The organism is Lactobacillus sp. wkB10, from assembly GCF_000760615.1.
Lineage (GTDB): Bacteria > Bacillota > Bacilli > Lactobacillales > Lactobacillaceae > Lactobacillus > Lactobacillus huangpiensis.
On sequence record NZ_JRJB01000005.1, the window covers coordinates 94,847 to 117,023 of the forward strand.

General features: G+C 34.9%; 22 protein-coding genes. 5 read left to right on the forward strand and 17 right to left on the reverse strand.

The window, feature by feature from the left end; all coding sequences use genetic code 11:
* Positions 1 to 114: 114 nt before the first annotated feature.
* The 5 genes from tig to rpsO all read right to left on the reverse strand — a co-directional run bounded on the left by tig (position 115) and on the right by rpsO (position 6,006).
* The gene (gene tig, locus LACWKB10_RS04540) at positions 115 to 1,440 is read right to left on the reverse strand and encodes a trigger factor (RefSeq protein WP_034979295.1); all 1,326 of its coding nucleotides are present in this window, start codon (positions 1,438 to 1,440) and stop codon (positions 115 to 117) included.
* Between the two features lie 143 nt (positions 1,441 to 1,583).
* Entirely contained in the window at positions 1,584 to 2,774 is a 1,191-nt protein-coding gene (gene tuf, locus LACWKB10_RS04545; RefSeq protein ID WP_034979299.1) for an elongation factor Tu, read from the reverse strand.
* 185 nt (positions 2,775 to 2,959) lie between these two features.
* On the reverse strand, positions 2,960 to 3,793 hold the full coding sequence (locus tag LACWKB10_RS04550; protein ID WP_034979301.1) for a tetratricopeptide repeat protein: 834 nt from the start codon (positions 3,791 to 3,793) through the stop codon (positions 2,960 to 2,962).
* A gap of 2 nt (positions 3,794 to 3,795) precedes the next feature.
* Entirely contained in the window at positions 3,796 to 5,577 is a 1,782-nt protein-coding gene (locus LACWKB10_RS04555) for a ribonuclease J (RefSeq protein ID WP_081945342.1), read from the reverse strand.
* Positions 5,578 to 5,736: 159 nt separating this feature from the next.
* Positions 5,737 to 6,006: a 30S ribosomal protein S15 gene (gene rpsO / locus LACWKB10_RS04560; RefSeq protein ID WP_034979304.1), complete on the reverse strand. Its 270-nt coding sequence runs from the start codon at positions 6,004 to 6,006 to the stop codon at positions 5,737 to 5,739.
* Positions 6,007 to 6,206: 200 nt separating this feature from the next.
* On the opposite strand from rpsO, the gene rpsT reads away from it, so the two are divergent.
* On the forward strand, positions 6,207 to 6,458 hold the full coding sequence (gene rpsT, locus LACWKB10_RS04565; RefSeq protein WP_034979307.1) for a 30S ribosomal protein S20: 252 nt from the start codon (positions 6,207 to 6,209) through the stop codon (positions 6,456 to 6,458).
* Between the two features lie 70 nt (positions 6,459 to 6,528).
* On the opposite strand, the gene holA is transcribed toward rpsT, so the two are convergent.
* The 9 genes from holA to typA form a co-directional block, all read right to left on the reverse strand.
* Complete coding sequence (gene holA, locus LACWKB10_RS04570) at positions 6,529 to 7,515, reverse strand: DNA polymerase III subunit delta (RefSeq protein ID WP_034979312.1); 987 nt, start codon at positions 7,513 to 7,515, stop codon at positions 6,529 to 6,531.
* Complete coding sequence (locus tag LACWKB10_RS04575; RefSeq protein ID WP_369792484.1) at positions 7,512 to 9,815, reverse strand: DNA internalization-related competence protein ComEC/Rec2; 2,304 nt, start codon at positions 9,813 to 9,815, stop codon at positions 7,512 to 7,514. The genes holA and LACWKB10_RS04575 overlap by 4 nt, the downstream gene beginning before the upstream one ends.
* Positions 9,769 to 10,494 carry a helix-hairpin-helix domain-containing protein gene (locus LACWKB10_RS04580; RefSeq protein ID WP_034979318.1) on the reverse strand — a complete coding sequence of 242 codons (726 nt, stop codon included), beginning with the start codon at positions 10,492 to 10,494 and terminating at the stop codon, positions 9,769 to 9,771. Before LACWKB10_RS04580 ends, LACWKB10_RS04575 begins: the two co-directional genes overlap by 47 nt.
* A gap of 66 nt (positions 10,495 to 10,560) precedes the next feature.
* Entirely contained in the window at positions 10,561 to 11,607 is a 1,047-nt protein-coding gene (locus LACWKB10_RS04585; RefSeq protein ID WP_034979321.1) for a SepM family pheromone-processing serine protease, read from the reverse strand.
* Positions 11,600 to 12,094: a pantetheine-phosphate adenylyltransferase gene (coaD, locus tag LACWKB10_RS04590; RefSeq protein WP_034979324.1), complete on the reverse strand. Its 495-nt coding sequence runs from the start codon at positions 12,092 to 12,094 to the stop codon at positions 11,600 to 11,602. Before coaD ends, LACWKB10_RS04585 begins: the two co-directional genes overlap by 8 nt.
* Complete coding sequence (gene rsmD, locus LACWKB10_RS04595; RefSeq protein WP_034979327.1) at positions 12,094 to 12,645, reverse strand: 16S rRNA (guanine(966)-N(2))-methyltransferase RsmD; 552 nt, start codon at positions 12,643 to 12,645, stop codon at positions 12,094 to 12,096. The genes coaD and rsmD overlap by 1 nt, the downstream gene beginning before the upstream one ends.
* The gene (locus LACWKB10_RS04600; protein WP_034979330.1) at positions 12,642 to 12,983 is read right to left on the reverse strand and encodes a YlbG family protein; all 342 of its coding nucleotides are present in this window, start codon (positions 12,981 to 12,983) and stop codon (positions 12,642 to 12,644) included. The genes rsmD and LACWKB10_RS04600 overlap by 4 nt, the downstream gene beginning before the upstream one ends.
* Positions 12,973 to 14,160, reverse strand: a complete 1,188-nt coding sequence (locus LACWKB10_RS04605; protein ID WP_034979333.1) for an FtsW/RodA/SpoVE family cell cycle protein — start codon at positions 14,158 to 14,160, stop codon at positions 12,973 to 12,975. The genes LACWKB10_RS04600 and LACWKB10_RS04605 overlap by 11 nt, the downstream gene beginning before the upstream one ends.
* A gap of 101 nt (positions 14,161 to 14,261) precedes the next feature.
* Positions 14,262 to 16,103 (reverse strand): translational GTPase TypA, encoded by a 1,842-nt coding sequence (gene typA, locus LACWKB10_RS04610; RefSeq protein WP_034979335.1) that lies wholly within the window; start codon positions 16,101 to 16,103, stop codon positions 14,262 to 14,264.
* 254 nt (positions 16,104 to 16,357) lie between these two features.
* Between typA and def the strand changes: the two genes are divergently transcribed.
* From def to LACWKB10_RS04630, 4 genes are all read left to right on the forward strand, one after another.
* Entirely contained in the window at positions 16,358 to 16,912 is a 555-nt protein-coding gene (def, locus tag LACWKB10_RS04615; protein ID WP_034979338.1) for a peptide deformylase, read from the forward strand.
* Positions 16,913 to 17,089: 177 nt separating this feature from the next.
* Positions 17,090 to 17,314: a DNA-dependent RNA polymerase subunit epsilon gene (locus LACWKB10_RS04620; protein ID WP_034979341.1), complete on the forward strand. Its 225-nt coding sequence runs from the start codon at positions 17,090 to 17,092 to the stop codon at positions 17,312 to 17,314.
* 5 nt (positions 17,315 to 17,319) lie between these two features.
* Positions 17,320 to 18,999 (forward strand): ribonuclease J1, encoded by a 1,680-nt coding sequence (gene rnjA / locus LACWKB10_RS04625; RefSeq protein WP_034979344.1) that lies wholly within the window; start codon positions 17,320 to 17,322, stop codon positions 18,997 to 18,999.
* Positions 19,000 to 19,043: 44 nt separating this feature from the next.
* Positions 19,044 to 19,994, forward strand: a complete 951-nt coding sequence (locus tag LACWKB10_RS04630) for a diacylglycerol kinase family protein (protein WP_034979347.1) — start codon at positions 19,044 to 19,046, stop codon at positions 19,992 to 19,994.
* Between the two features lie 85 nt (positions 19,995 to 20,079).
* On the opposite strand, the gene LACWKB10_RS04635 is transcribed toward LACWKB10_RS04630, so the two are convergent.
* From LACWKB10_RS04635 to LACWKB10_RS04645, 3 genes are all read right to left on the reverse strand, one after another.
* Positions 20,080 to 20,502 carry a GNAT family N-acetyltransferase gene (locus LACWKB10_RS04635; protein ID WP_034979478.1) on the reverse strand — a complete coding sequence of 141 codons (423 nt, stop codon included), beginning with the start codon at positions 20,500 to 20,502 and terminating at the stop codon, positions 20,080 to 20,082.
* Positions 20,503 to 20,636: 134 nt separating this feature from the next.
* Positions 20,637 to 21,428: a hypothetical protein gene (locus LACWKB10_RS04640; protein ID WP_034979350.1), complete on the reverse strand. Its 792-nt coding sequence runs from the start codon at positions 21,426 to 21,428 to the stop codon at positions 20,637 to 20,639.
* Between the two features lie 8 nt (positions 21,429 to 21,436).
* Positions 21,437 to 22,150 (reverse strand): ABC transporter ATP-binding protein, encoded by a 714-nt coding sequence (locus LACWKB10_RS04645; RefSeq protein WP_034979353.1) that lies wholly within the window; start codon positions 22,148 to 22,150, stop codon positions 21,437 to 21,439.
* Between the last annotated feature and the right edge of the window lie 27 nt (positions 22,151 to 22,177).

Consider the following 22,177-nt stretch of genomic DNA (forward strand, 5'->3'; position numbering starts at 1 on the left):
CTCCTTGTATCTACAAGTCTAAGATTAGCATAAAATACGGGTGGTATATGAATTATATGCTTGTAAAAATAAAAAGGCAGTACAACACCACCTTTTTACTCAGAATTTAAAACTCTACTTTTTGTCAGACTTTTTTTCGTCTTTTTTAGTCTTAGATTTAGAAACTTGTTTTGCGTTGTCAGCGACAATATTAATAGCCTTACGGACATTAATGTCATGTGAAAGCATGTCATCAGTCAGAGTGTTACGGACAGTTTTTTCATCCATATTATATTCACTAGCTAAGTCTTTTATCTCTTTGTCAATTTCTTCTTTGGTAGCTTTAATGCCTTCTTTTTTGACAATTGCTTCAAGTACCAGGTTAGTTTTAACTCTCTCTTCAGCATCCTTAGCAAATTGTGAGCGTAATTGATCTTCTGTAGTATTAGTTATCTTGTAATATGTCTCAGGACTGATTCCTTGACGTTGCATATTACCCAGATATTGATTCATTTGAGTATTAATGTCTTCCTGAATCATAGCATCCGGAATATCATCAATAGTAGCATTGGCAACAGCACTTTCAATTGCGGCTTGCTCAATTTCGTCTTGTGCAGCTTCTTCTTTCTTCGCCTTAAGATCCCTCTTAATCTTTTCTTTTAAATCATCAAGAGTATCAACGGAATCATCAACATCTTTAGCAAATTCATCATCTAATTTAGGTAGCTGCTTCGATTTAACTTCATGAATTTTGGTAGCAAAATGAGCTTCCTTACCTGCTAAATCTTTTGCACCATAATCTTCCGGAAAAGTTACGACTACGTCTACATCGTCTCCTGCCTTGTGACCTATTAATTGGTCTTCAAAGCCAGGAATAAATGTATTAGAACCTAATTCAAGTGAATAATCATCCGCTGAACCACCATCAAAGGCCTTCCCATCTACTGTTCCTTTATAATCAATGGTAACTGTGTCACCTTTAGCTGCAGCACTCTTCTTCAGTACTAACTCAGCGTTCTTTTCACGCTCTTCTTTTAATTTGGCATCAACATCTTTGGCATATACACGAGTGTTTTGTTTAGGAACTTCAACTCCCTTATATTCGCCAAGTTTTACCTCAGGTTGAACAGTAACAGTGGCTTTCATTTGCCAATCTTTACCCTTTTCCATTGAAACCGGCAAAATTTGTGGTTGACCCACAGCCGCAATATCAGCTTCCTTAATTGCTGCTTCATACGCATCTGGTAGAACAATATTCAATGCATTTTCATATAATGATTCTTCACCATAATATTGATCAAAGATCACACGAGAAACATGTCCTTTTCTAAAGCCAGGAACACGTAAGCTGTTCTTTACCCTTCTAAATGCTTGATCTAGCCCACGCTTTACATCAGCTTGGGGAATATCAAAAGTAAGTTCACCGGTAGTTTTATCGGTTTTATTCCATTTTACAGACATTAATTAAATACCTCCAATGTCAAGTTAAATTGCATCTTTACATACTAAATTATCTTACATTAAACGGTCGCAAAAAACAAACTTAGGCAAAAAAAGATGTACTTCTATGAAGAAGTACATCTTTTTAAACTGTTTTTAACGAACTAATCAAGAATTTCAGTAACTTGACCAGCACCAACAGTACGACCACCTTCACGGATAGTGAACTTAGTACCCTTTTCAATGGCTGCTGGTTTAATTAATTTAACAGTAAACTCTGTGTTATCACCAGGCATAACCATCTCAGTACCTTCTGGTAATTCAATTTCACCAGTAATATCAGTAGTGTGGAAATAGAATTGTGGACGGTAGTCTGAGAAGAATGGGGTATGACGTCCGCCTTCCTCTTTCTTCAAAACGTAAACTTGTCCTTTAAATTCGTGGTGAGTCTGAATTGAGCCAGGTGCAGCTAAAACTTGTCCACGAACGACTTGATCACGGTCAATACCACGAAGTAACACACCAACGTTATCTCCGGCTTCACCTGTGTCCAAAGTCTTGTGGAACATTTCCAAACCAGTAACAACTGATTTAAGAACTTTATCTACCAAGCCGACAATTTCAACTTCATCACCAATCTTAACTGTACCACGATCAATACGACCTGAAGCAACGGTACCACGACCTGTGATTGTGAAGACATCTTCAACTGGCATCAAGAATGGTTTATCAGTTTGACGTTCAGGAGTTGGAATATATTCATCAACTGTGTCCATCAACTTCATGATAACTTCTTCTTGTTCCTTGTCTCCTTGTAAAGCTTTCAAAGCTGAACCACGGATAACTGGAATATCATCACCAGGGTAATCGTATTCAGTTAACAAGTCACGAACTTCCATCTCAACTAAGTCAATCAATTCTGGGTCGTCAACTAAATCAGTCTTGTTCAAGAAAACAACGATGTAGTTAACACCAACTTGACGAGCAAGTAAAATGTGTTCACGAGTTTGTGGCATAGGACCATCAGTTGCGGCAACAACCAAGATAGCTCCATCCATTTGGGCAGCACCGGTAATCATGTTCTTAATGTAGTCGGCGTGACCTGGGGCATCCATGTGAGCGTAGTGACGATTTTCAGTTTCGTACTCTACGTGAGCGGTATTAATAGTAATACCACGTTCCTTTTCCTCTGGGGCTGCATCGATCTCTGAGTAATCCTCTGCTTTAGCCAAGCCCTTTTCTGATAAAACTTTAGTAATAGCCGCCGTTAAAGTGGTCTTACCATGGTCAACGTGACCGATAGTACCAATGTTTACGTGTGGCTTTGTTCTTACGTAATGTTCTTTTTCTGCCATTAAAATGACCCTCCTGTAAATTTGCAAGAAGTCCGTTGAGTAAGTAACGGATAGTTCTCTGTTGAATATTGTACTACTTTCATTGGCAAATGCCTAGTATTTTAATGCATAGAGCCATGCCTAATGAAAACGTCCTTTGCTATTATACTAAATACTTTGAAAAAGTAAAGGCATTTTATCCAATTTTATTCGGATATATTATTATCGATTTTCTCAAACAGCTTCTGATTGCTTCTGCCATCATGATTATCAATATAAGAAGCAATATCACTGGCAAAACTGTCGGGATCATCAACATACTTATTTAGTTTAGGATAAAGACTTCCTAAAATCAAATTAACTTCACCTAATACAGCTGGAATTTGACTAGGCCTATGGTAGTATCGTGAGCCAATGCCTGAAACCACTTCACGATAAACCGGATCCTTTTCAAGCAAATTGATTTTCTTTGGAATAAATTCCTCTTTCTGCCCTAATACTAGCACTTTAAATTTACTGCTGAGACCAAGACGAAACAAATCCTCACATAAAACTAGGCGAACTGCGAAATTTAAACTCGGATCGATCAATAAGCTTTGTGCAAAATTTTTAAAATTCGATAAGTCGAGTTTAAATAGCTGCTCATAGTCATATTTTGTCGGTTTGGATTTTTTCCTAAAAGCAACCATTATTTTTTGTTGCAATTCTGAACTAACAGGTTCTACCGAATCTGACAATTCATATTTAGTGACATTCTTAATTTCTAAGGCTTCAATAAAAAAATTGTTTTTTTTAAGAATTTTACTATATTCAGCAAAAATTTTAGAATTAGTGAAAAGATCCTTTTCTTCTTTAATTAATTCATAAGCAGAATAACTCTGCTTGTTCTTAATATATAGCTCACATAAATTAAGAACAACCTCGTCGCTGTGACCATCCCTTAGAGCTTCTTCTAAATTTTGAATAGCCTGAGCCAAATCACCATTTGCTTCATTTCTTTTTGCCAGATTAATTAAATTTTTTTGACTGAGTGAAGTCATAGTTAATCTTTCTTGATAATTCTTTGACCGGTCTTATTAACATCAACTGGGTGATGAGTTTCCTTTTTTGGCATATCATTTTTGCTATTTCTTTTTTGCATTGCTCGATGTCTGTTTTGGTTAACTTCCATTACAACTGGCAAAACTACCGGGCGTCTATTGGTTTTGCGGTAAAGAAATTTTTCCAAGTCATTACGAACATCCTGTTTAATTTCAGTCCAGTCAAATTTTTTGTGTTCGAAATTATTAGTTATTGTCTTTTTAATAAGCTCAATGCTGTCACGCATTAACTGCTGATTTGCCTTAATATATACAAATCCTCTGCTTGTAACCTGCGGTTGAGCAACAATTTTTTTCTTGCGACGATCAATAGTAACTACTGCAATAAAGATGCCATCATCGGACAAAACTTCGCGATCGCGTAAAACAATATTGCCCACATCACCAATTCCAGACCCATCAATCATTGTGTCCTCTCCAGGAACAGGATCCGTCAAATAAAGTCGTTTTTGATTAAAATCATAGCTTAAGCAATCACCATTTTTAGTGATAAAAATATCATCTTTTTTAAGTCCAGCTCTGATTGCCAAATCTTTGTGAATTTCCAGTAACCGATATTCACCTATTACTGGAATTAAAAATTGTGGCTTTATAATGTCAATAAGCAGTTGTAAATCACGGCCCGTCGCATGTCCACTGGTATGTTTTGCTTTACCTAGTTGAATTACAGTACCACCAGCACGATAAACCATATCACTTGTTTGAGCCACAATAGTCTCTACTGAATGAGAAGGCGTTGTAGCAATAAAAACCAAGTCTCCCTTATGAATCGTTATCATACTGTGACGTTTTTTTGCCATTTTTTGTAAAGAGTTTAAAGGCTCACCCATTTGGCCGGTTTCAAGAATAACCGTTTTTTCATCAGGAGTTTCTTTTAAATCTTTAACACGCATCAACAAGCCTTTAGGAACATTCAAATAACCAAGATTCATGGCAGTACGGACTATTTTAGCTAAATCTCTGCCCGTCAGCAAAACGCGTCTGCCAGTTTTATGAGCGGCATTTAAGACTTCCTGAATTCTAATCAGATTAGATGCTTTGGCAGCGACGATTACTCTGCCCTTGGCATTCCGAAAAACATTTGTTACATAGTCCCCAATCTCCTGCTCGGCAACATTGGGCAAAGATGCTTCAGCATTTGAAGAGTCACTTAAAAGTGCTAAAACTTTCTTTTGTCCAATTTCTGCTAAACGGTCTAAATCCGTACGGTACTTAGGGGCTGCAGAAGGATCAAACTTAAAATCTCCGGTATAAACAACTTCTCCTGCAGGAGTATGCACATCTATTCCCAGCGAATCTGGAATAGAATGAGTAGTCGGGAAAAATGATATATTAGCATTTTTAAAATCAATCTCTGTTTCAGCATCAATAACATGAAAAAGAGTGTTTTTACAGCGCTTATTTTCCCGTTTAACTGTTATTTTTGCCAGTTCTATTGTGAGCTGTGACCCAAAAACTGGTATATCATACTTTCTCAAAATATACGGCAAAGCTCCTATAGAGTCTGCATGTCCATGTGTTAAAAAGATGCCGACAACCTGATCAGCATATTGCTCAAAAAAGTCTAAATCTGGAATAACCAGATCAATTCCAAACAATGTGCTGTCAGGATATTTAAGACCAGCATCAAGAACAAAAATTTCATCATTAACTTGAACAGCGAACATGTCTTTTCCTTGTTCACGAACGCCGCTCAAAATCATAATTTTAACTTGATCAGTCATTATATTTCCTTTTCCTTAATTTGCTATTCAGTTGTTATTTATGGATCATATGATCACAACGTAAAAAGTATCTTTTTTTATTCTAGCATAAAATGGTATTTTGACAAAAATAAAAAAGCCGATTCCTAATTGAATCAGCTTTTCTGACATTTCAACTAATTAACGACGCAAACCTAACTTCTTGATTAATTCACGATAACGATTAATATCCTTATTTTGTAAATAACGAAGTAAGTTACGACGGTGACCTATTTTCTTCAACAAGCCAACATATGAATGATGGTCATGTGAATGATTCCGCATATGTTCAGTCAGGTTGTTAATATCTGTAGTCAAGATAGCTACCTGAACCTCAGTTGAACCTGTATCACCCTCGTGAGTCGCAAATTTTTGAATTATTTCATCTTTTTCTGCTTTTGAAATTGCCATATTATTTTCACCTTTCACTAGAATAATTGCCGTTAACAACGTTAACCGTCAGGTGTGAGCGCGCAAACAGCGTTAACGGTTCACAACAATAGTATAATACAGACAAATTTTTTAAAAAGCAAGTATTATTTATCTTGCATCTGCATTTATCTTTCAGTATAATCTATAAAGTAGAATTACGATCAATGGAGGTGAAATTTATGCCACAAATCAAATCAGCTATTAAGCGTGTTAAGACTCAAGATGCTACAAGAAAGCGTAATGCTGCTCAAATGAATCAGTTAAGGACTGCAGTTAAAAAGTTTAAGACTGCTCAAGCTGCCGGTGCTGAAAATGCCTCCGAATTACACGTAGCTGCTGCTCGTGCATTAGATAAAGCTGCTTCTAAAGGTCTTATTCATAAGAATAAAGCTAACCGTGATAAAAGCCGTTTAGCAAAACTTGCAAAATAACGATCTTGCTTGATTAATAAATAAAAAGACAGAAATGAAATCATTTCTGTCTTTTTATTTCTACCAAAATTCAAACACTGAGAATAAAAAGTTTTAAGAAATTGTCTTCTCTGTATTGACCACTCTTATAATTAAAATCCAACTTAATTGCCTGCTTTAATAATCTTGCTATCTTATCTGGCGATACTCTATTTTTTAGAGCTAATTTAACTCGGTATGGATGAACACCCAGCGTTTTTACAATTTCAGGTTCACTGCGTCCTCTCTCTTTAAGAACCTTAACAATCAAACTCATTTCTAACTGATTTTCAAATACGGCAAGAATCTGTATTGGATTGTTGCAATTGTGCAATTGATTACTTAGTCTTGCCAAAGCTTCCTGGTAATTGCCATTTAACGCTGAATCCAATATGGCAAAAATATTTTGTGCTAATGACAAATCAACATTTTTTTCAACTAATTCAGTTGTAATTTTTCTGTTATCCGTAATCATTTTCAACTTATTATAATTACTCAAAACAGTATCTACCACTTGATCGCTGCGTTCTAATAAAAGATTTAAAGCAGAGCTAGTAATTTGATACCCCTCCATAGAAATCAAATTTCTGATAAATTTACTCAATTCATAGGGTCGAATTTCAGTTTCAACAACATTAAAATGATTCGTAATGAGCTTTGTTATTTTCTTTCGCCGATCAATTTTTTCATATGAAGAAACAATTACTAAAATATCATCCAGTTGCGTAATATTCTCAAAAATATTTTGCAGTTTTGAAATTTGCTTTTGAAATTTCTTAGGGACTTTTGCTGTTAGAAAAAATGGATTTTTAATTGTTATTACCTTTTTCTGACTGAAAAGACTCGATTCAGTGAGATCAGCAATTAATTCATCTAACCCTTCTGAATCGCAATCAACAGAAATTTTCTCATATTCTGACAATTCTTCCTCATGAATATATGAATCAGCAATATATTCGTTTAAGAAAGCGTCAGCGCCATTAATCAGAGTATGAGCAGTTTTCTTATTAGAGTCTTTAAATAATGAAAGTAATGTCATTTCTTAATCACCGGTAAAAATCTTTTGAATTTAGGCTTTACAAAAGCACCATAAGTCCAAGTAATCATACCACAGTCTTGTGTCGATGCCCACGGAATATGTTGAGTCTGCAAAGTTTCTATGGTCTCAGGATGGGGATGACCAAAGCGATTTCTGCGACCAGCAGAAATAAAAACTCTTTCTGGATGTAAAGCTTTTAGGAATTCTTTATTTGAAGCAGTACGACTACCATGATGACCTAGCTTGAAGTAATTAACATGCAAATGATACTGATTCATGATCTCCAACTCACCTTCTTGACCTAAATCGCCAGTAAAAAGCCATCTTTTGCCGGCCAGTTTAAATGTTAAAGAAAGAGAATCTTCATTTTTTCCTATGCCTGGCTTAAAAGGATAAACAGTCTGAAAAGATAGTTGAGAATCATTAACTTCATTCCCTGCTAACAATTGTACAATTTGGTCTTTCTTGATTTTTCCAGTGATTCTTTTTTGAAAAGAAGGATTTTGAATTAGTCCTCGTGCCACATATAATTTTTCTACTTTGATTTGATTCAAAAGTGGCTTCAAATCACCTACATGATCTGCATCTTGGTGTGTAATAAATATCCCGTTAATTTTGCTTATACCCTGTGCTTTCAAAAATGGGAGAGTAATTTTGTTAACCTGCGGATTTATTTTTTTGCCATTAAAATTAAGTTTTCCGCCGACATCTATTAAATAAACTTTTCTAAAAATCGGAGTAGAAATAAAAATGCTGTCTCCTTGGCCAACGTCAATGAAAGTTACTTGACCTTGAAGTGGGAAATGAATTGTCAAAAAAACTAATCCATATATAAATAAAAGACATACTATAAATCTTTTTATCATTTTTTTACAGTTTGGTTTTTCATTTATCCAAATCAATATAATAGACGTCAGAATTAATAAAAAAAGACATTGCCACCAGTTTATTTTGCCAAATGTTAAAAGGCCGATTTTACTGTTAGAAATTTGTGCAATTTGCTTTTCTCCAAGTTCAAGTATCCTTTCAAATAAAATACTGCATTTTGGATTAATTCTAAAGATCAACAAGTTTAAAAAGGTTAAAGGCATTACTACCCAGTTGAAATATGGCACAATTAACAGATTAAAAAAAACAGTTAGTATATTAAATTGAAAAAAGTAAAATAAAAGCAATGGCAGTAAGAGATTATTTAAAGAAAATGACTGCTTAAATTTAGTCATGTGATTAGTCATTTCTAAACCCAGGGCTAAAATATAGCTTAGAACTGCGCCAGTACTCATCATTAAACGAGGATTGATTATTAAATGCAAGATTGCAGTAAGTCCAAGTAAATCACTTTTGTTAATTTGCAATTTATTTATAGAGAAGAGTTGACCCAAAATATAGGTCAAACTTGCTCTGATAAAACCAACTTGACTATTACTGAGAAAAATCCCTACAAGCAAAATAATCAAACAAAAAACAAATGTCTCGCCCTCTGTTAATTTTAAAAAATAACAAAATTTACTGATTAGTAAGGTATAAATACCAACATGCAGACCAGAAATACTCAAAATATGAATTACGCCAAGGTCACGATAATTATTCAGAATTGTTTGAAATCTTCGACTTGGATTTTCACCTAGGATCAGTTCACTACTAAAAAAAGATAAAATTGGTGGCATTTGCTGAAAAAATTTTTTAAAATGGAATCGCAAAAAATGCAAATAGTTCCAAATGCCACTCTTGTCAATTTTAATTCTATAGCTTGTTAGTTTAACTTCTTGAGAAATATTTTTATATCGATAAAATTTTTGCAAGTCAAATTGTCCATAGTTAGAAGCCGGTTCAATCGGATTTACATCACCAGATAAACAATAAAGTTTAACTCTGTACCCTGATTTTATTTGTTGTATCTGTCTTGAGTTTATTCTCCCAGAAACTTTTACTTTGCCTTTTTCTACTTGACCATCAACTGTGAACCAATCGTCAAAAATATCAATTTGATCAGGGTAAAAAACTATTTGAGATCTTGGACTGATTACAAAGTCAGTTTGCTTTTTATCGAAGCAAGTTGCAAAAAATGCTATAAAAAGTATTACAAGAGAAAACCATCTTAAAGAATTAAACTTATAAAAAAGCAAATATGAGAGATAAGCGGCTATTAAAAAAGAACATAACTTTTGAATTAAGGTATCACATTGATAGTATAAAAAACTTAAATCAATCAGTAATAATGCTAATACAAGAAGGAAACCTGGTTTTAAGACATCAAACTTCCAATTGGTCTTTAAGTGCCACAAATGTTTTTTCTCCAATTCCAGATACCTGCTTCAGTTCTTCTATGGATTTAAATTGGCCACTCTTTTGACGATAAGCAATAATTTGCTGTGCTTTTTTCTCTCCAATACCATTAAGCTGTTGTAGTTGTTGTGCATTTGCAGTATTGATGTTTACTTTATTGCCTACAGTCGTTTGACCACTATTGTTGCTATTAAATTCACTAGAAACCGAGTCAGATGAATTAGATGAAACCGATTCCACCACTTGCTCTGCCTTTATTTTTTCTCCTTTATAAGGAATATGAATCTTATCCTGATCTTTCAATATCAAAGCCCGGTTAACCCTTTTTAGCTGAGCATTGCCTTTAATACCTCCTGCTGCGGCAATCAGCTCATTCAATCGTGCTCCATTTTTTAGTGTGTATACTCCTTGATAATTAACCGCACCTGAAATGTCACACGTGACATTTTTAGGCTTATCTGCAGCAATTTCTTCTGTTTTTATTTCATTTGAGTTCGTTTTACCAGTCAAGTTGTCAGTGTTGTCTTTTTTACTTTGCAAAAACTCAGTGTTTTCATCATCGAAATCACTTAAATTTTCGTTGGATCCTGACTTCTTAAGCTCAATTAAAAAAACTGCCATTAGACACGCCAATCCAATGAAAAAATACTTTTTGTGCTCATCAATAAAAGTTTTTATTTTTTCCCAATCCATTTTCTCAACTCCTATTTTTAAGTACGCAAAAAAGCCCAAAAACTTTTGGACTTTTATTAATATCTATTAATATTTTTCTTGTAAATAATGGAGTGCATCATCAAATGTGCGTACAGGAACAATTTTCATTTTTGTTCCTATCTGCTTGGCAGTTTTTTTAGCAACCAAATAATTACTTGCACTTTTTTTCATTCCTGTCGTATCAGTAGGTGCAAAAAAGACCTCAGCTCCAGCTTTGTCAGCAGCCACAACTTTTTTATCAACACCACCAATCATACCTACTTTTCCTGACGGACTAATTGTCCCAGTTCCGGCAATTTTATGACCTTCAGCTAAATGCTTGCCGGAAAAAACTTCATAACTTGTCAAAGAGAACATTAACCCGGCAGATGGTCCTCCTATTGCACCAGCATTAATTGTAACTTTTGGCTTAGTTTCGACCTGTACATGCTCCACCAACTGTATTCCGATGCCGGGTTTGCCTGTACCTTTGACCTTGACAATTTTTCCTTTAAAATTGATTTTTTTCTGTTCTCGCACAACATTAATTACAGTTTTAGAACCTAACTGCTTTTTTTGAAAATAACTGATCATTTCTTCTGTTGAGTGAAATTTATGACCATCAGCACCTAAAACTGTATCCCCGATTTGCAATTTGCCTTTAAAGCTTGAACCCTTTAGTACCTGCATAACGTAAACACCTTTATAGTGAAGTTTAGGTTTTAGTCCTGCCTTTTTGGCCGCATAATATATAGCATTTTGTTGACTAGTTTGCATATACCAATTTTGTAATTCTTGGTATTGACTACTGCTTGATCCACCTAACAATTCATTTTTTGGTATACGACTAGCATGTTTTTGGGTAAAACTAAAAAGATATTCCCATACTGTTGCCGGCTGACTCGTTTCACTAACAGTCACTAAATAAAAGTTACTTGGTGGTTTAACCTTACTTTTTACAAATTGGCCAATTGAAACAGCACTGCCTGGCATTTCAATATAATAATTGGTTGGCCAGTTTAAGCCAATAAAAACCAGAAAAAATGTCAAAATAATAAATAGCCATTTTCGAACTTTTGAAAACTTCTGGAGTGGTTTCTTTTCATTATTCATGTTTGTTATAACCTATTTTTTCTTTTAAAGCCTGTGCTGCTTTAGTCGGCAAAAAGCTGGCAAAATTACCATTAAATTGTGCAATTTCTTTTATAATACTTGACGCAACAAAACTATTTTCTGGCTCAGTAAAAAGCAAGACGGTACTTATATCATTTGCCATTTTTTTATTCATTTCTGCAATCTGCTGTTCAAATAAAAAATCTGTAGTATTTCTTACGCCACGCACAATTGTATTTGCACCCAAATCGCGTGCAACGTTAATAGTAAGCTGGTTAGGCTTTAGCAATACTTGAACATTTTTCAGATCTTTAACAGCATCATTAATCAAGTCTTCTCTTTCTTCATTTGTGAAAAGATATTTTTTAGCCGTATTAACCATCACCACTACGTAAACTTTATCAAATATCGCAGCAGCCTGATTAATTATATCAACGTGACCATTTGTAATGGGATCAAAACTTCCTGGAAATATTGCGACACTCATTAATATTCCTTTCGATAAAAACGAACAATAGTTTTACCTAAATGTTTTTCCTTAATTAGCTGAAAGCTACTACTTGTTTTTAAATTTGTTTGATCATTAGTTTCAGCCACCACTACTGCATCACTGTTTAACAGTTCTAGGTCAACCATTTTTGCCATATCATCTGTAATTTTTTGTTTAGCATAAGGTGGATCTAAGAAAACAAGATCAAATTTTTGTTTTTCTTCGGCAAATTTACTTAAAGCTGCATTGCTAGACATTTTATATACTGAAAAAAGTTCAGGCTCTTTTGTCAAAGCAACGTTTTTATGAATAATGTTAACAGCCTGATAATTAATGTCTACTATTGCTGCGTGAGAGCATCCCCGAGAAACAGCCTCAATTGCCAGTGCGCCACTTCCCCCGTATAAATCTAAAACTTCACCACCATTAAAAAATTGACCTAATGAATTAAAGAGCGATTCTTTAACCTTATCACTAGTTGGTCTTGTTTTCTGGCTTTTCAACGTAAATAAATTGCGTTTGGCGTATTTTCCGGAAATAATTCTCATAATATTTGTTCTGTATCTTCCTGACGTTCCTGTAATTTTTTTTCGGCTTTTTTGGCTAAATCTCTAATTTGATTCTCAATATGGTCACTGGACAGATCAATTTGATTCCAATTTGATTTTTCTACTTTTTCGACAAAATCAAGTGAATTCAAGTCGTGGCAAACTTGTTCAATTTCTTTTTTATTTACATACATAATACAGTAGGCAAATTTCTTTGAAAAATAAACAATATCGCCATATCGTCTCAATTTGTACTGATCACTAATTGAATTTAAAAAAACAATAAGACTCTGTCTTTGAATAATATTTTTATTTGCTAAATCCCGTTCAATGCTCATTTGCAAACCTTTCTTCATTTTTAATTCGTTCATTTGCTGAAATATTCAAAACGATGCCAATAGCTGCCGACAAAATTATTAAAGATGATCCACCGTAAGAAATAAATGGTAGCGTGACCCCTGTTATAGGCAATAATCCAAGCACTGCACCCACATTAAAAACTGTCTGTGTAAAAATAATTGTAGCCACTCCAAAGCAGACTAAGGCATTAAATTGTGAACTGGCATGAATACCAACTTCCATGATACTCCATATTAAATAAAAAATTAGACCTATCACAACTAGAGCACCAATAACCCCTATTTCTTCTGCAATTACTGCTAAAATGAAGTCTGTGTAAGGTTCAGGCAGATACCCTCTTTTTTGCATACTATTGCCCAGCCCAACACCAAATAAGCCACCATTATGAATAGCATAATATGAATTAACCAGTTGTGCTCCGCCTTTTTGCTCCAATTCAAACGGATGAAGGAAAGAAAGAAAACGACGGTATTGGTACTTATTTTGCAAAAATTCAGGATTCCATTTAATAATCAGGAAAACGAGCAGGTATACACCTACTGCAATTCCAATAAGACATAAAACTGCATTTTTCGCTGGCACACCAGAAACTGAAAACATAACAATGACAATCATTGCCAAAACTGCTGTACCACCAAAATCAGGTTCGAGAATTACCAAAAACATCATAAAGGCAGCTAAAATTGCTGGTCTGGATAGGTTTTGAATAATTTGCCCTTTTTTAAAAGACCCATCATGTCGATCTAAAAAATAAGCTAAATAAATTATTAGGGATAATTTGGCAATTTCCAGAGGCTGTATCTTTATTACTTTTAAATCAATCCAACCCACCGAACCATTGACGGCAGCAGCGGAGCCCTTGAAAATTTTCAAGCAAATCAGATAAAAAAGTAATAAAATGCTGATCCCCAGAAACCAAACAACAAACTTACGGCTTTTGAAAATATCGAGTTTTAAAAAAAAACAGAGAGTGCCAAAAATAAAAACGGCAAAAAAAGCGTACAAGGCTTGCCGAATACCGTAAACTGCCGGATTAAACCCATTCACAAGCAAGATATCTGAGCTAGCAGAATAGACCATCACTATTCCAAAGACCACTAACAAGATATAGGGCAAAAAAATATTGTAATTTAAATGGTGAAGTTTTTGCCGCACAAGCCTACCTCTCCTTCTGTAATAAATTAACCTTTATTATAAGCATTATAAAACAAAAAGAGCACCACTTCATCAGTGAGTGCCCTTCTTAAAAAAATTATTTATTTCTTATTACGTCTTTTATCGGCTTTTTGTCTCTCAGAAGTATTTAAAATTTTCTTTCTTAATCTGATTGAATCAGGAGTTACTTCACAATATTCATCATCATTTAAGAATTCAATGGCTTCTTCAAGGGTCAAAGTCTTAGGAGTTCTAATTGCAGCAGCGTGATCTTTCCCAGCAGCACGTGTATTGGTTAAGTTTTTACCTTTGATAACGTTAACGGCAATATCACGATCTCTCGATGACTGACCTACAATCATTCCCTCATAAACTTCAACACCTGCACCAATAAACAATTCACCACGTTGCTCAACTGTTTGCAAAGAATACGTGGTTGATTTGCCCTGACTAATGGAAACTAAAGCACCATTTTGACGACCCGGTTCCCAATTCTTAACAACGGGTTTATACGAATCAAAACTATGGTTCATAATGCCGTATCCTCCAGTTTGGGACATAAATTCATTGTTATAACCAATAAGTCCACGTGAAGGAACTAAAAAGTCAAGCCGAGTTTGATTGTTACCTGTGGATGCCATATTCTTCATCTCTCCTTTTCTCTGAGAAAGTGAATCAATGACAGAACCAACGTATTCATCAGGGGTATCTACTTGAACGGCTTCAAATGGTTCGCACATTTTACCATCAATTTCACGGTAGATAACCTTTGGTCTTGATAATTGCAATTCAAAACCTTCACGACGCATTTCTTCAACCAAAATTGAAAGGTGAAGTTCACCACGACCCGAAACTGTCCAAGCATTTAACTGATCAGTAGGTTCAACACGTAGTGAAACATCAGTCCGGGTTTGCTTAATTAAACGATCTTCCAATTTCTTTGGTGTTACTTTGTCACCTTCACGACCGGAAAATGGTGAGTCATTAGCGACAAAATCCATTTGCAGTGTAGGTGGATCAATCTTAAGAAGAGGTAAAGCCTCTGGATTTTCAGCCGAAGCAATAGTTTCACCAACAAAAATATCGTTAATTCCGCTAATAGCAATAATATCGCCTGCTTTAGCTTCTGTGATTTCATTACGCTTCAACCCAAAGAAACCGAACAGTTTAGTAACTCTAAAGTTCTGAGTAGAACCATCACGTTTCATAACAGTGATATTATCGCCAACTTTAACTCGTCCACGATAAATACGACCAACACCTATACGGCCAACATAGTCATCCCAGTCAAGCATTGTAATTTGAAATTGCAAAGGATCATCAGAATTATCAATTGGTGCAGGAATAGATTTAATAATCGTGTCAAAAATAGGATTCATAGTTTCTTCCTGTTTTGACGGATCAGGATCATAAGAAGAAGTACCATTTAAAGCTGAAGCGTAAACAACTGGGAAGTCAAGCTGCTCATCGTTTGCTCCTAATTCAATAAATAATTCGAGAACTTCGTCAAGAACCTCTTTAGGACGTGCGCCAGGACGATCAATTTTATTGATGACTACAATTGGCTTCACTCCGGCTTCTAATGCCTTTTTAAGTACGAAACGAGTTTGTGGCATAGTGCCTTCATAAGCATCAACCAATAATAAAGCACCATCGACCATATGCATGATTCTCTCAACTTCGCCACCGAAATCGGCATGTCCCGGAGTGTCCAAAATATTAATAGTAGTATCACCATATTTAACCGCAGTGTTTTTAGATAAAATAGTTATACCACGCTCACGTTCAATATCATTTGAATCCATTGCACGATCTTCCAAAGCCATGTGTTCAGGGAGAGTGTCGGATTGTTTCAACAATTGGTTAACCAAAGTAGTTTTACCATGGTCAACGTGCGCTATGATAGCTATATTTCTAATATCGTTTCTTCTTTTTTCTGACAAAAGTATTCCTCCTCCACTCCTCAATAAAAAAACTGTGACGTGGTCACAGTTTCGGCGGCACGTCAAAAACATGCTGATCGAAGTGTTTCATATCTGTATATTTACGCTCATTGATTTTACCACCTAACTGTTTAAGGGTCAACGTTTATCCCTCTTTTTCAAATTAAAAATTTAGTATAGAATAAAAAGCAGACAAATTAGTTTATTTTATGTTACAAATATAACTATAAACTTTTATGAAAGAGTGAATTTAATTGATTTTAATGAAAGATATTACCCGTGACGGTAACCCAGTATTGCGCAAAGTAGCTAAACCACTAACTTTTCCGTTAAGCGAACACTATCAAAATTTGGCTAAAGAAATGATGGAATATCTAGTTAATTCGCAAGATCCAAAAATTGCAGAAAAACATCAATTGCGTGCTGGCGTAGGTCTAGCTGCCCCACAGGTTGGTGAAAGCGTTCAAATGGCCTCGTTACTGGTACCAAATGACAAGGGCGATATTGTTTTTAAGGAAACTTTTGTCAATCCTGAAATTTTATCCGAATCCGTGAGACAAGCTTGCTTAAGTGAAGGTGAAGGATGCCTGAGTGTAGACAAGGTAATAGATGGTTATGTGCCTCGTCCTGATAAATTAAAAATTCATTACTATACTGTAGCTGGAGAAGAAAAAACTATTCACTTAAAAGACTACCCAGCAATTGTTGCATCCCATGAAATCGAACATTTACGGGGACATCTTTTTTATGACCGTATCAACAAGCAAGATCCATTTAAATTAGCTGAAGATACTATAGTCATTTATTAATTTAATTAAAAAGATTTTTAGCCGTCATTTTATTGCTTTGACGGTTTTTTTAATAAAGCCGTCAAAACTTGATTCTATACTTGTTTTTGCATGTATGGTAGAATTTTACTAGCTATTGGATACTTTATGTTATCCAAAATTAGAACGTTTTATTAACTGAATAAGGAGAATACAAATATGATCTACAAAGTTTTGTATCAAAAAGACAAGGTTGTTAATCCTAGACGGGAAACAACCCAAACTCTTTATCTTGAGGCCGACAACATGGTGGCCGCAAGAACAATGGTTGAGGAAAATACCCCCTATAATATTGAACTCATCCAAGAATTGGCTGGCAATTCGTTAACTTACGAAAAAGAGCACGCCGATTTTAAATTAACCACTTTTGAGAGTAAGAAGTAGTCTCTGTGCGTATTAAAAATAATGAAGTTGCTGTAGTTGCAATCGGGGGGTTGCACGAAATTGGCAAAAATATGTACTGTGTACAATATCAAGACGAGATCATCATCATGGATTGTGGAATAAAGTTCCCGGAGGATGACCTTCTTGGTATTAATTATGTGATTTCTGATTATTCTTATTTAATAAAAAATCGCAAAAAAATTAAAGCTCTAGTTGTTAGTCACGGACACGAAGACCACATTGGCGGGATCCCCTTCTTACTTGAAAAGATTCCGGAAATACCGGTATATGCCACACCTTTTGCACTTGCTTTAATCAAAGGAAAACTTGAAGAACACGGCATTCTGAGGACTACAGAATTACATGAAGAACACGAAGACACAGTTCTTAAATTTAAAAAGTTGACCGTTACTTTCTTCAGAACGACTCACTCGATTCCTGACACTTTAGGTATAGCCGTACATACCCCACTTGGTGCAGTAGTATTTACAGGAGATTTTAAATTTGATTTAACGCCTGTAATGAACCAACCCGCTCCGGATTTTCAAAAAATGGCTAAATTGGGCAATGAAGGAGTTTTGGCACTGCTATCGGATTCAACTAATGCTGAAGTAACGCAATTTACCAAGTCCGAACGTTTTGTAGCCAAATCGCTACATGACATTATTACAGGAATTCATGGTCGAATAATATTCGCCACATTTGCCTCTAATCTTTACCGTGTTTCAACCGCTATTCAGGCAGCCAAAGATACTGGACGTAAAGTTGCCATTTTTGGACGGAGCATGGAAAATGGCGTGCAAAATGGGATTGACTTAGGTTACTTAAATGTTCCTGATGGTTTGATCGTTGATGCTAACGAAATTAACCATACCCCGGCAGAAGAAGTCATGATTTTATGTACTGGTTCCCAAGGTGAACCGCTGGCGGCTTTATCTCGAATAGCTAACGGCACTCACCGACAAATAAGTCTGCAACCAGGAGATACAGTAATTTTCTCCTCTAACCCGATTCCAGGAAATACCTTAAGCGTCAACCATTTGATTAATAAATTAATGGAGGGCGGCGCCAATGTCGTTCATGGCAGAATAAATAACGTCCATACATCTGGACATGGTGGTCAGGAAGAACTTAAAATGATGGTTCGTTTGACCAAACCCAAGTACATGATTCCTGTTCACGGCGAATACCGGATGCAAGTAATTCATACTGAATTAGCACAGGCAGCCGGTGTTCCCGCAGAAAATACTTTTGTCCTTGAAAACGGCGAAGTAGTTTGTTTTGGTCCTGAAGGATCAAGAATAGCCGGTCACATTCCTGCGGGCGATGTTTATGTTGACACTTCAGGTACTGCTGATGTTGGTAATGTAGTTGTTCATGATCGCCAGGTTTTATCTGAAGATGGACTTGTTGTCGTTGTCGCTACAGTCGATTACAAGCACAAGCGCGTCTTAGCAGGGCCTGATGTCTTAAGTCGGGGATTTGTCTATATGCGCGAATCTACTGAACTAATCAATCAGGCTCAGAAACATATTTATCATATTATAAAATCGGAAATGAACAAAGTGGATCACCCTAAAGACAGCGTAATTCGCAATGCAATTATTGCTAATCTTTCTGATTTCCTGTATTCTAAAACTAAAAGACGGCCGATGATTTTACCAATGATAGTTGAGAAAAAATAAACAAAAGCCCTTCTTGAGGGCTTTTTATATAATGAATAGTATATATGAATAATAAATTAAAAATACATCTTTTAGTTAATGAAGTAGCTGGTAATGGTCATGGTAAAAAAGTTCTTGAGCAAACAAAATCTATACTCATTAAAGAAAATATTAATTTTGACCTTAAAAAAAGCAATTATGCAGGAGAAGCAATTCGTATAGCACAGGATTATGGTAATCAAAGACATTTGCCAAACGAAGTTCTTTTAGTTATTGGCGGTGACGGATCGCTCAATGAGGTTCTTAACGGTATTAAGTGGTCAAGCAATCCAGATACACCTATTGCCTATTTACCGGCTGGAACTGGCAATGATTTCGCTCGTGCAGCTAGTTTAACTGATGATCCCAAAATTCTTTTAGAGCATTTCAAAAAAGGTTTTAAACCAGATTTAATTGATTGCGGTTCTTTTATTTTTCCAAATATCTCTATTGATAAAAAATATTATTTTGCAAATAGTTTTGGTATCGGTTTTGATGCATTTGTAAATCACAATAGTAATATATCTAAACTTAAAAAAATATTAAATCGGCTTAACGAAGGAAAACTAATATACGGTTATAATATTCTAGCAACTGTTACGAAACAGGACACATTTGGTGTTGAAATTGAACGAGAAGGTCACAAAATTCATTTTGATGATGCTTTTATGGTTACTACTACTAATCATCCATACTTGGGTGGCGGTCTTCCTCTTCTACCCAGTGCTAAAATAGACAGTCACAAAATTGATACTGTTGTAGTAGAAAAATTTAGCCTGGCAAAACTAGTAAAGTTATTTATCAATCTTCTTAAAAACGGATCACACGTTAATGATCCACAGTTTCACTATTTTGAAGCCGACAAAATTAAAGTTACTACTGCAAAAAAAGAATTCGCTCAAGTTGATGGCGAAGAGATAAAAAGAAATTATTTTAATATTGAGTTTTCTGTCTCATGTTTTAACTTATTGCGTTAAAGCTTTTAAATGTAATATTTTACAAATAAAAAGCAAACACTTATTTTGGGATTAATACCAAAATAAGTGTTTGCTTTTTTATATCTTATCTGGAAACAATTTTAAACTTATAGCAATTGAAACTCATTTGCTGCAGTAATTGACTTAAATTACGCTTTTTAAAGCTTCCATCAGAACTCAGTATCGAGTAATGTCCACCCTCATCAACCAAATTACTTTTAGTTAGTCTAAAGCCATTGTGCTTGTAAAATGATAACCTGTTAAATCTTTGAGAATAATTCTTTGCTGTTTTAATAACTGGCTCAATATCTAAAACTATTGCTTTTTCAGAATAACGTTGTTTCATCGAATTTAGAATTTGACTGCCGTAGCCCATTCCACGCCAAACTGGGTCAACAGCCAAATAACCAATATAAATAATCTTTTCGGCATATGTCCAAAAAATTAACCCAATAAATTTATCATGGTCATAGACTGCTTGCAAATTAACTCTTTTTTGCAAAGCCATCGCCAGCAACCCGACAAATGGAAATCGTTCATTTTTGGGAAATGCGCCTAAATATAATTTTCTTACTTTAAAATAATTTTTTGTCCCCCATTTAACATTTTTGAACGTTAAAATAAATATCACCTTTCTTAAAATTAAAAAGCATCAAATGAGCCATTTTTGCGCTCTTTCTTAATACAATAATTGAATATTAAAATACCAACTAAGAACCAAACAACATTTACCACTATAAATATTATCAGTTTTGGCAATGAAACTCCATGACCCAAAAATATTTGCCGAACTATTTCGATGCCACCAACATAGGGAATGACCTCCTGAAAGACATTATATACTGGTAAATAAACATTTGACAACATCAATAATAAAGCCTGCGTTATAGTTGCCCACTGACCCATTCTTTTAAATCTAATAGAACCAGAGGCAAAAATCATCCCGATGCCAAACATTCCAAAATTGGAAATTAAAGAAAATACAAATGTTAACAATAAAGCTTCTAATAATTCAACTACCGTGAAAATTGAAAAAAACGAAGCAATAAAGCCTATGATTAAAAGATAAATCCATACAAACAAATTATTTGCCAAAGTTTCAATAAAATATAGGGTCCATAAAGGAAAAACAGACTGAGTTTCACTTTCAAGCAAACCGGTTTGCTCATCAGTTTCTACTCCGTTACTACATTGACCCATTGAGGCAATACCAATACTCCAAAACAAAAAACCAACAATAGTAAATAAAACACCTTGCTTTGTACCATATGCCTGACCAAGTTGTGCAGGATCAGTGAAAAAGACAACAATCAAGAAAGCTCCGGCATATAAAACCAGCGAACTAATCGCAGAATTAACATAACGAAATTGCAGTTTTAGCTGTAAATATAATTGTACCCAAAAAATATTAAATAGCTTTTTAATTTTTTTCATTTTTAATCCTACTTTCGCTGATAAATTTCACGGTATTCAGAAATCAGATCATTTTCAGTCATTTTATGTCCAATATTTTTCTCTATTTGGCCATCTCTTAAAAACAGATAATGATCAACAACACCAGAAAGCATTTGAGTGTCATGCGATGAAATAAAAATAGTATTACCGTATTTATTTTTCAAATCCAGAATAAAGGACGCTAAATCTTCCTGAGCAGCTATGTCAAGTCCGTTTGACGGCTCGTCCAAAAGTAAAACTTCTGTCTCCATTGCAGCTCCCACAAGGATAGCAGCCTTTTTCTTCAAGCCAGTAGACAAATTTTGAAAATAAGTGTTAAGTTCATTTGAAAAATTGAAATCCTGCGCCATTTTTCGAATATTTTTTTCTGTTTTTTTAATACTAATTCCTTTAAGTGAAGAAAAATACATCCCATTTTCAAGAGTATTTAGCCTGTACATAAGACCTCTTTCACCTGAAGCAACGAAAATAGTATGCAAGCTGGCCCACTTAACATATGGTTCATTAGCCTGGTCATTTTTGATCAATCCTTCGGTTGGTTCCAATACCCCCGCAAGCAACCTTAACATGGTTGACTTGCCTACACCATTAGGTCCGACCAAACCAATTACTGTTGGTTCTAAAGGAATTTTAAAATTTAGGTTATAAAATACAGGCTTCTTACCGTAGTTTTTCTTTACCTTATCAAAAATAATTGCCATAGGCTTTTCTTCCTTTTGCTTAAAATG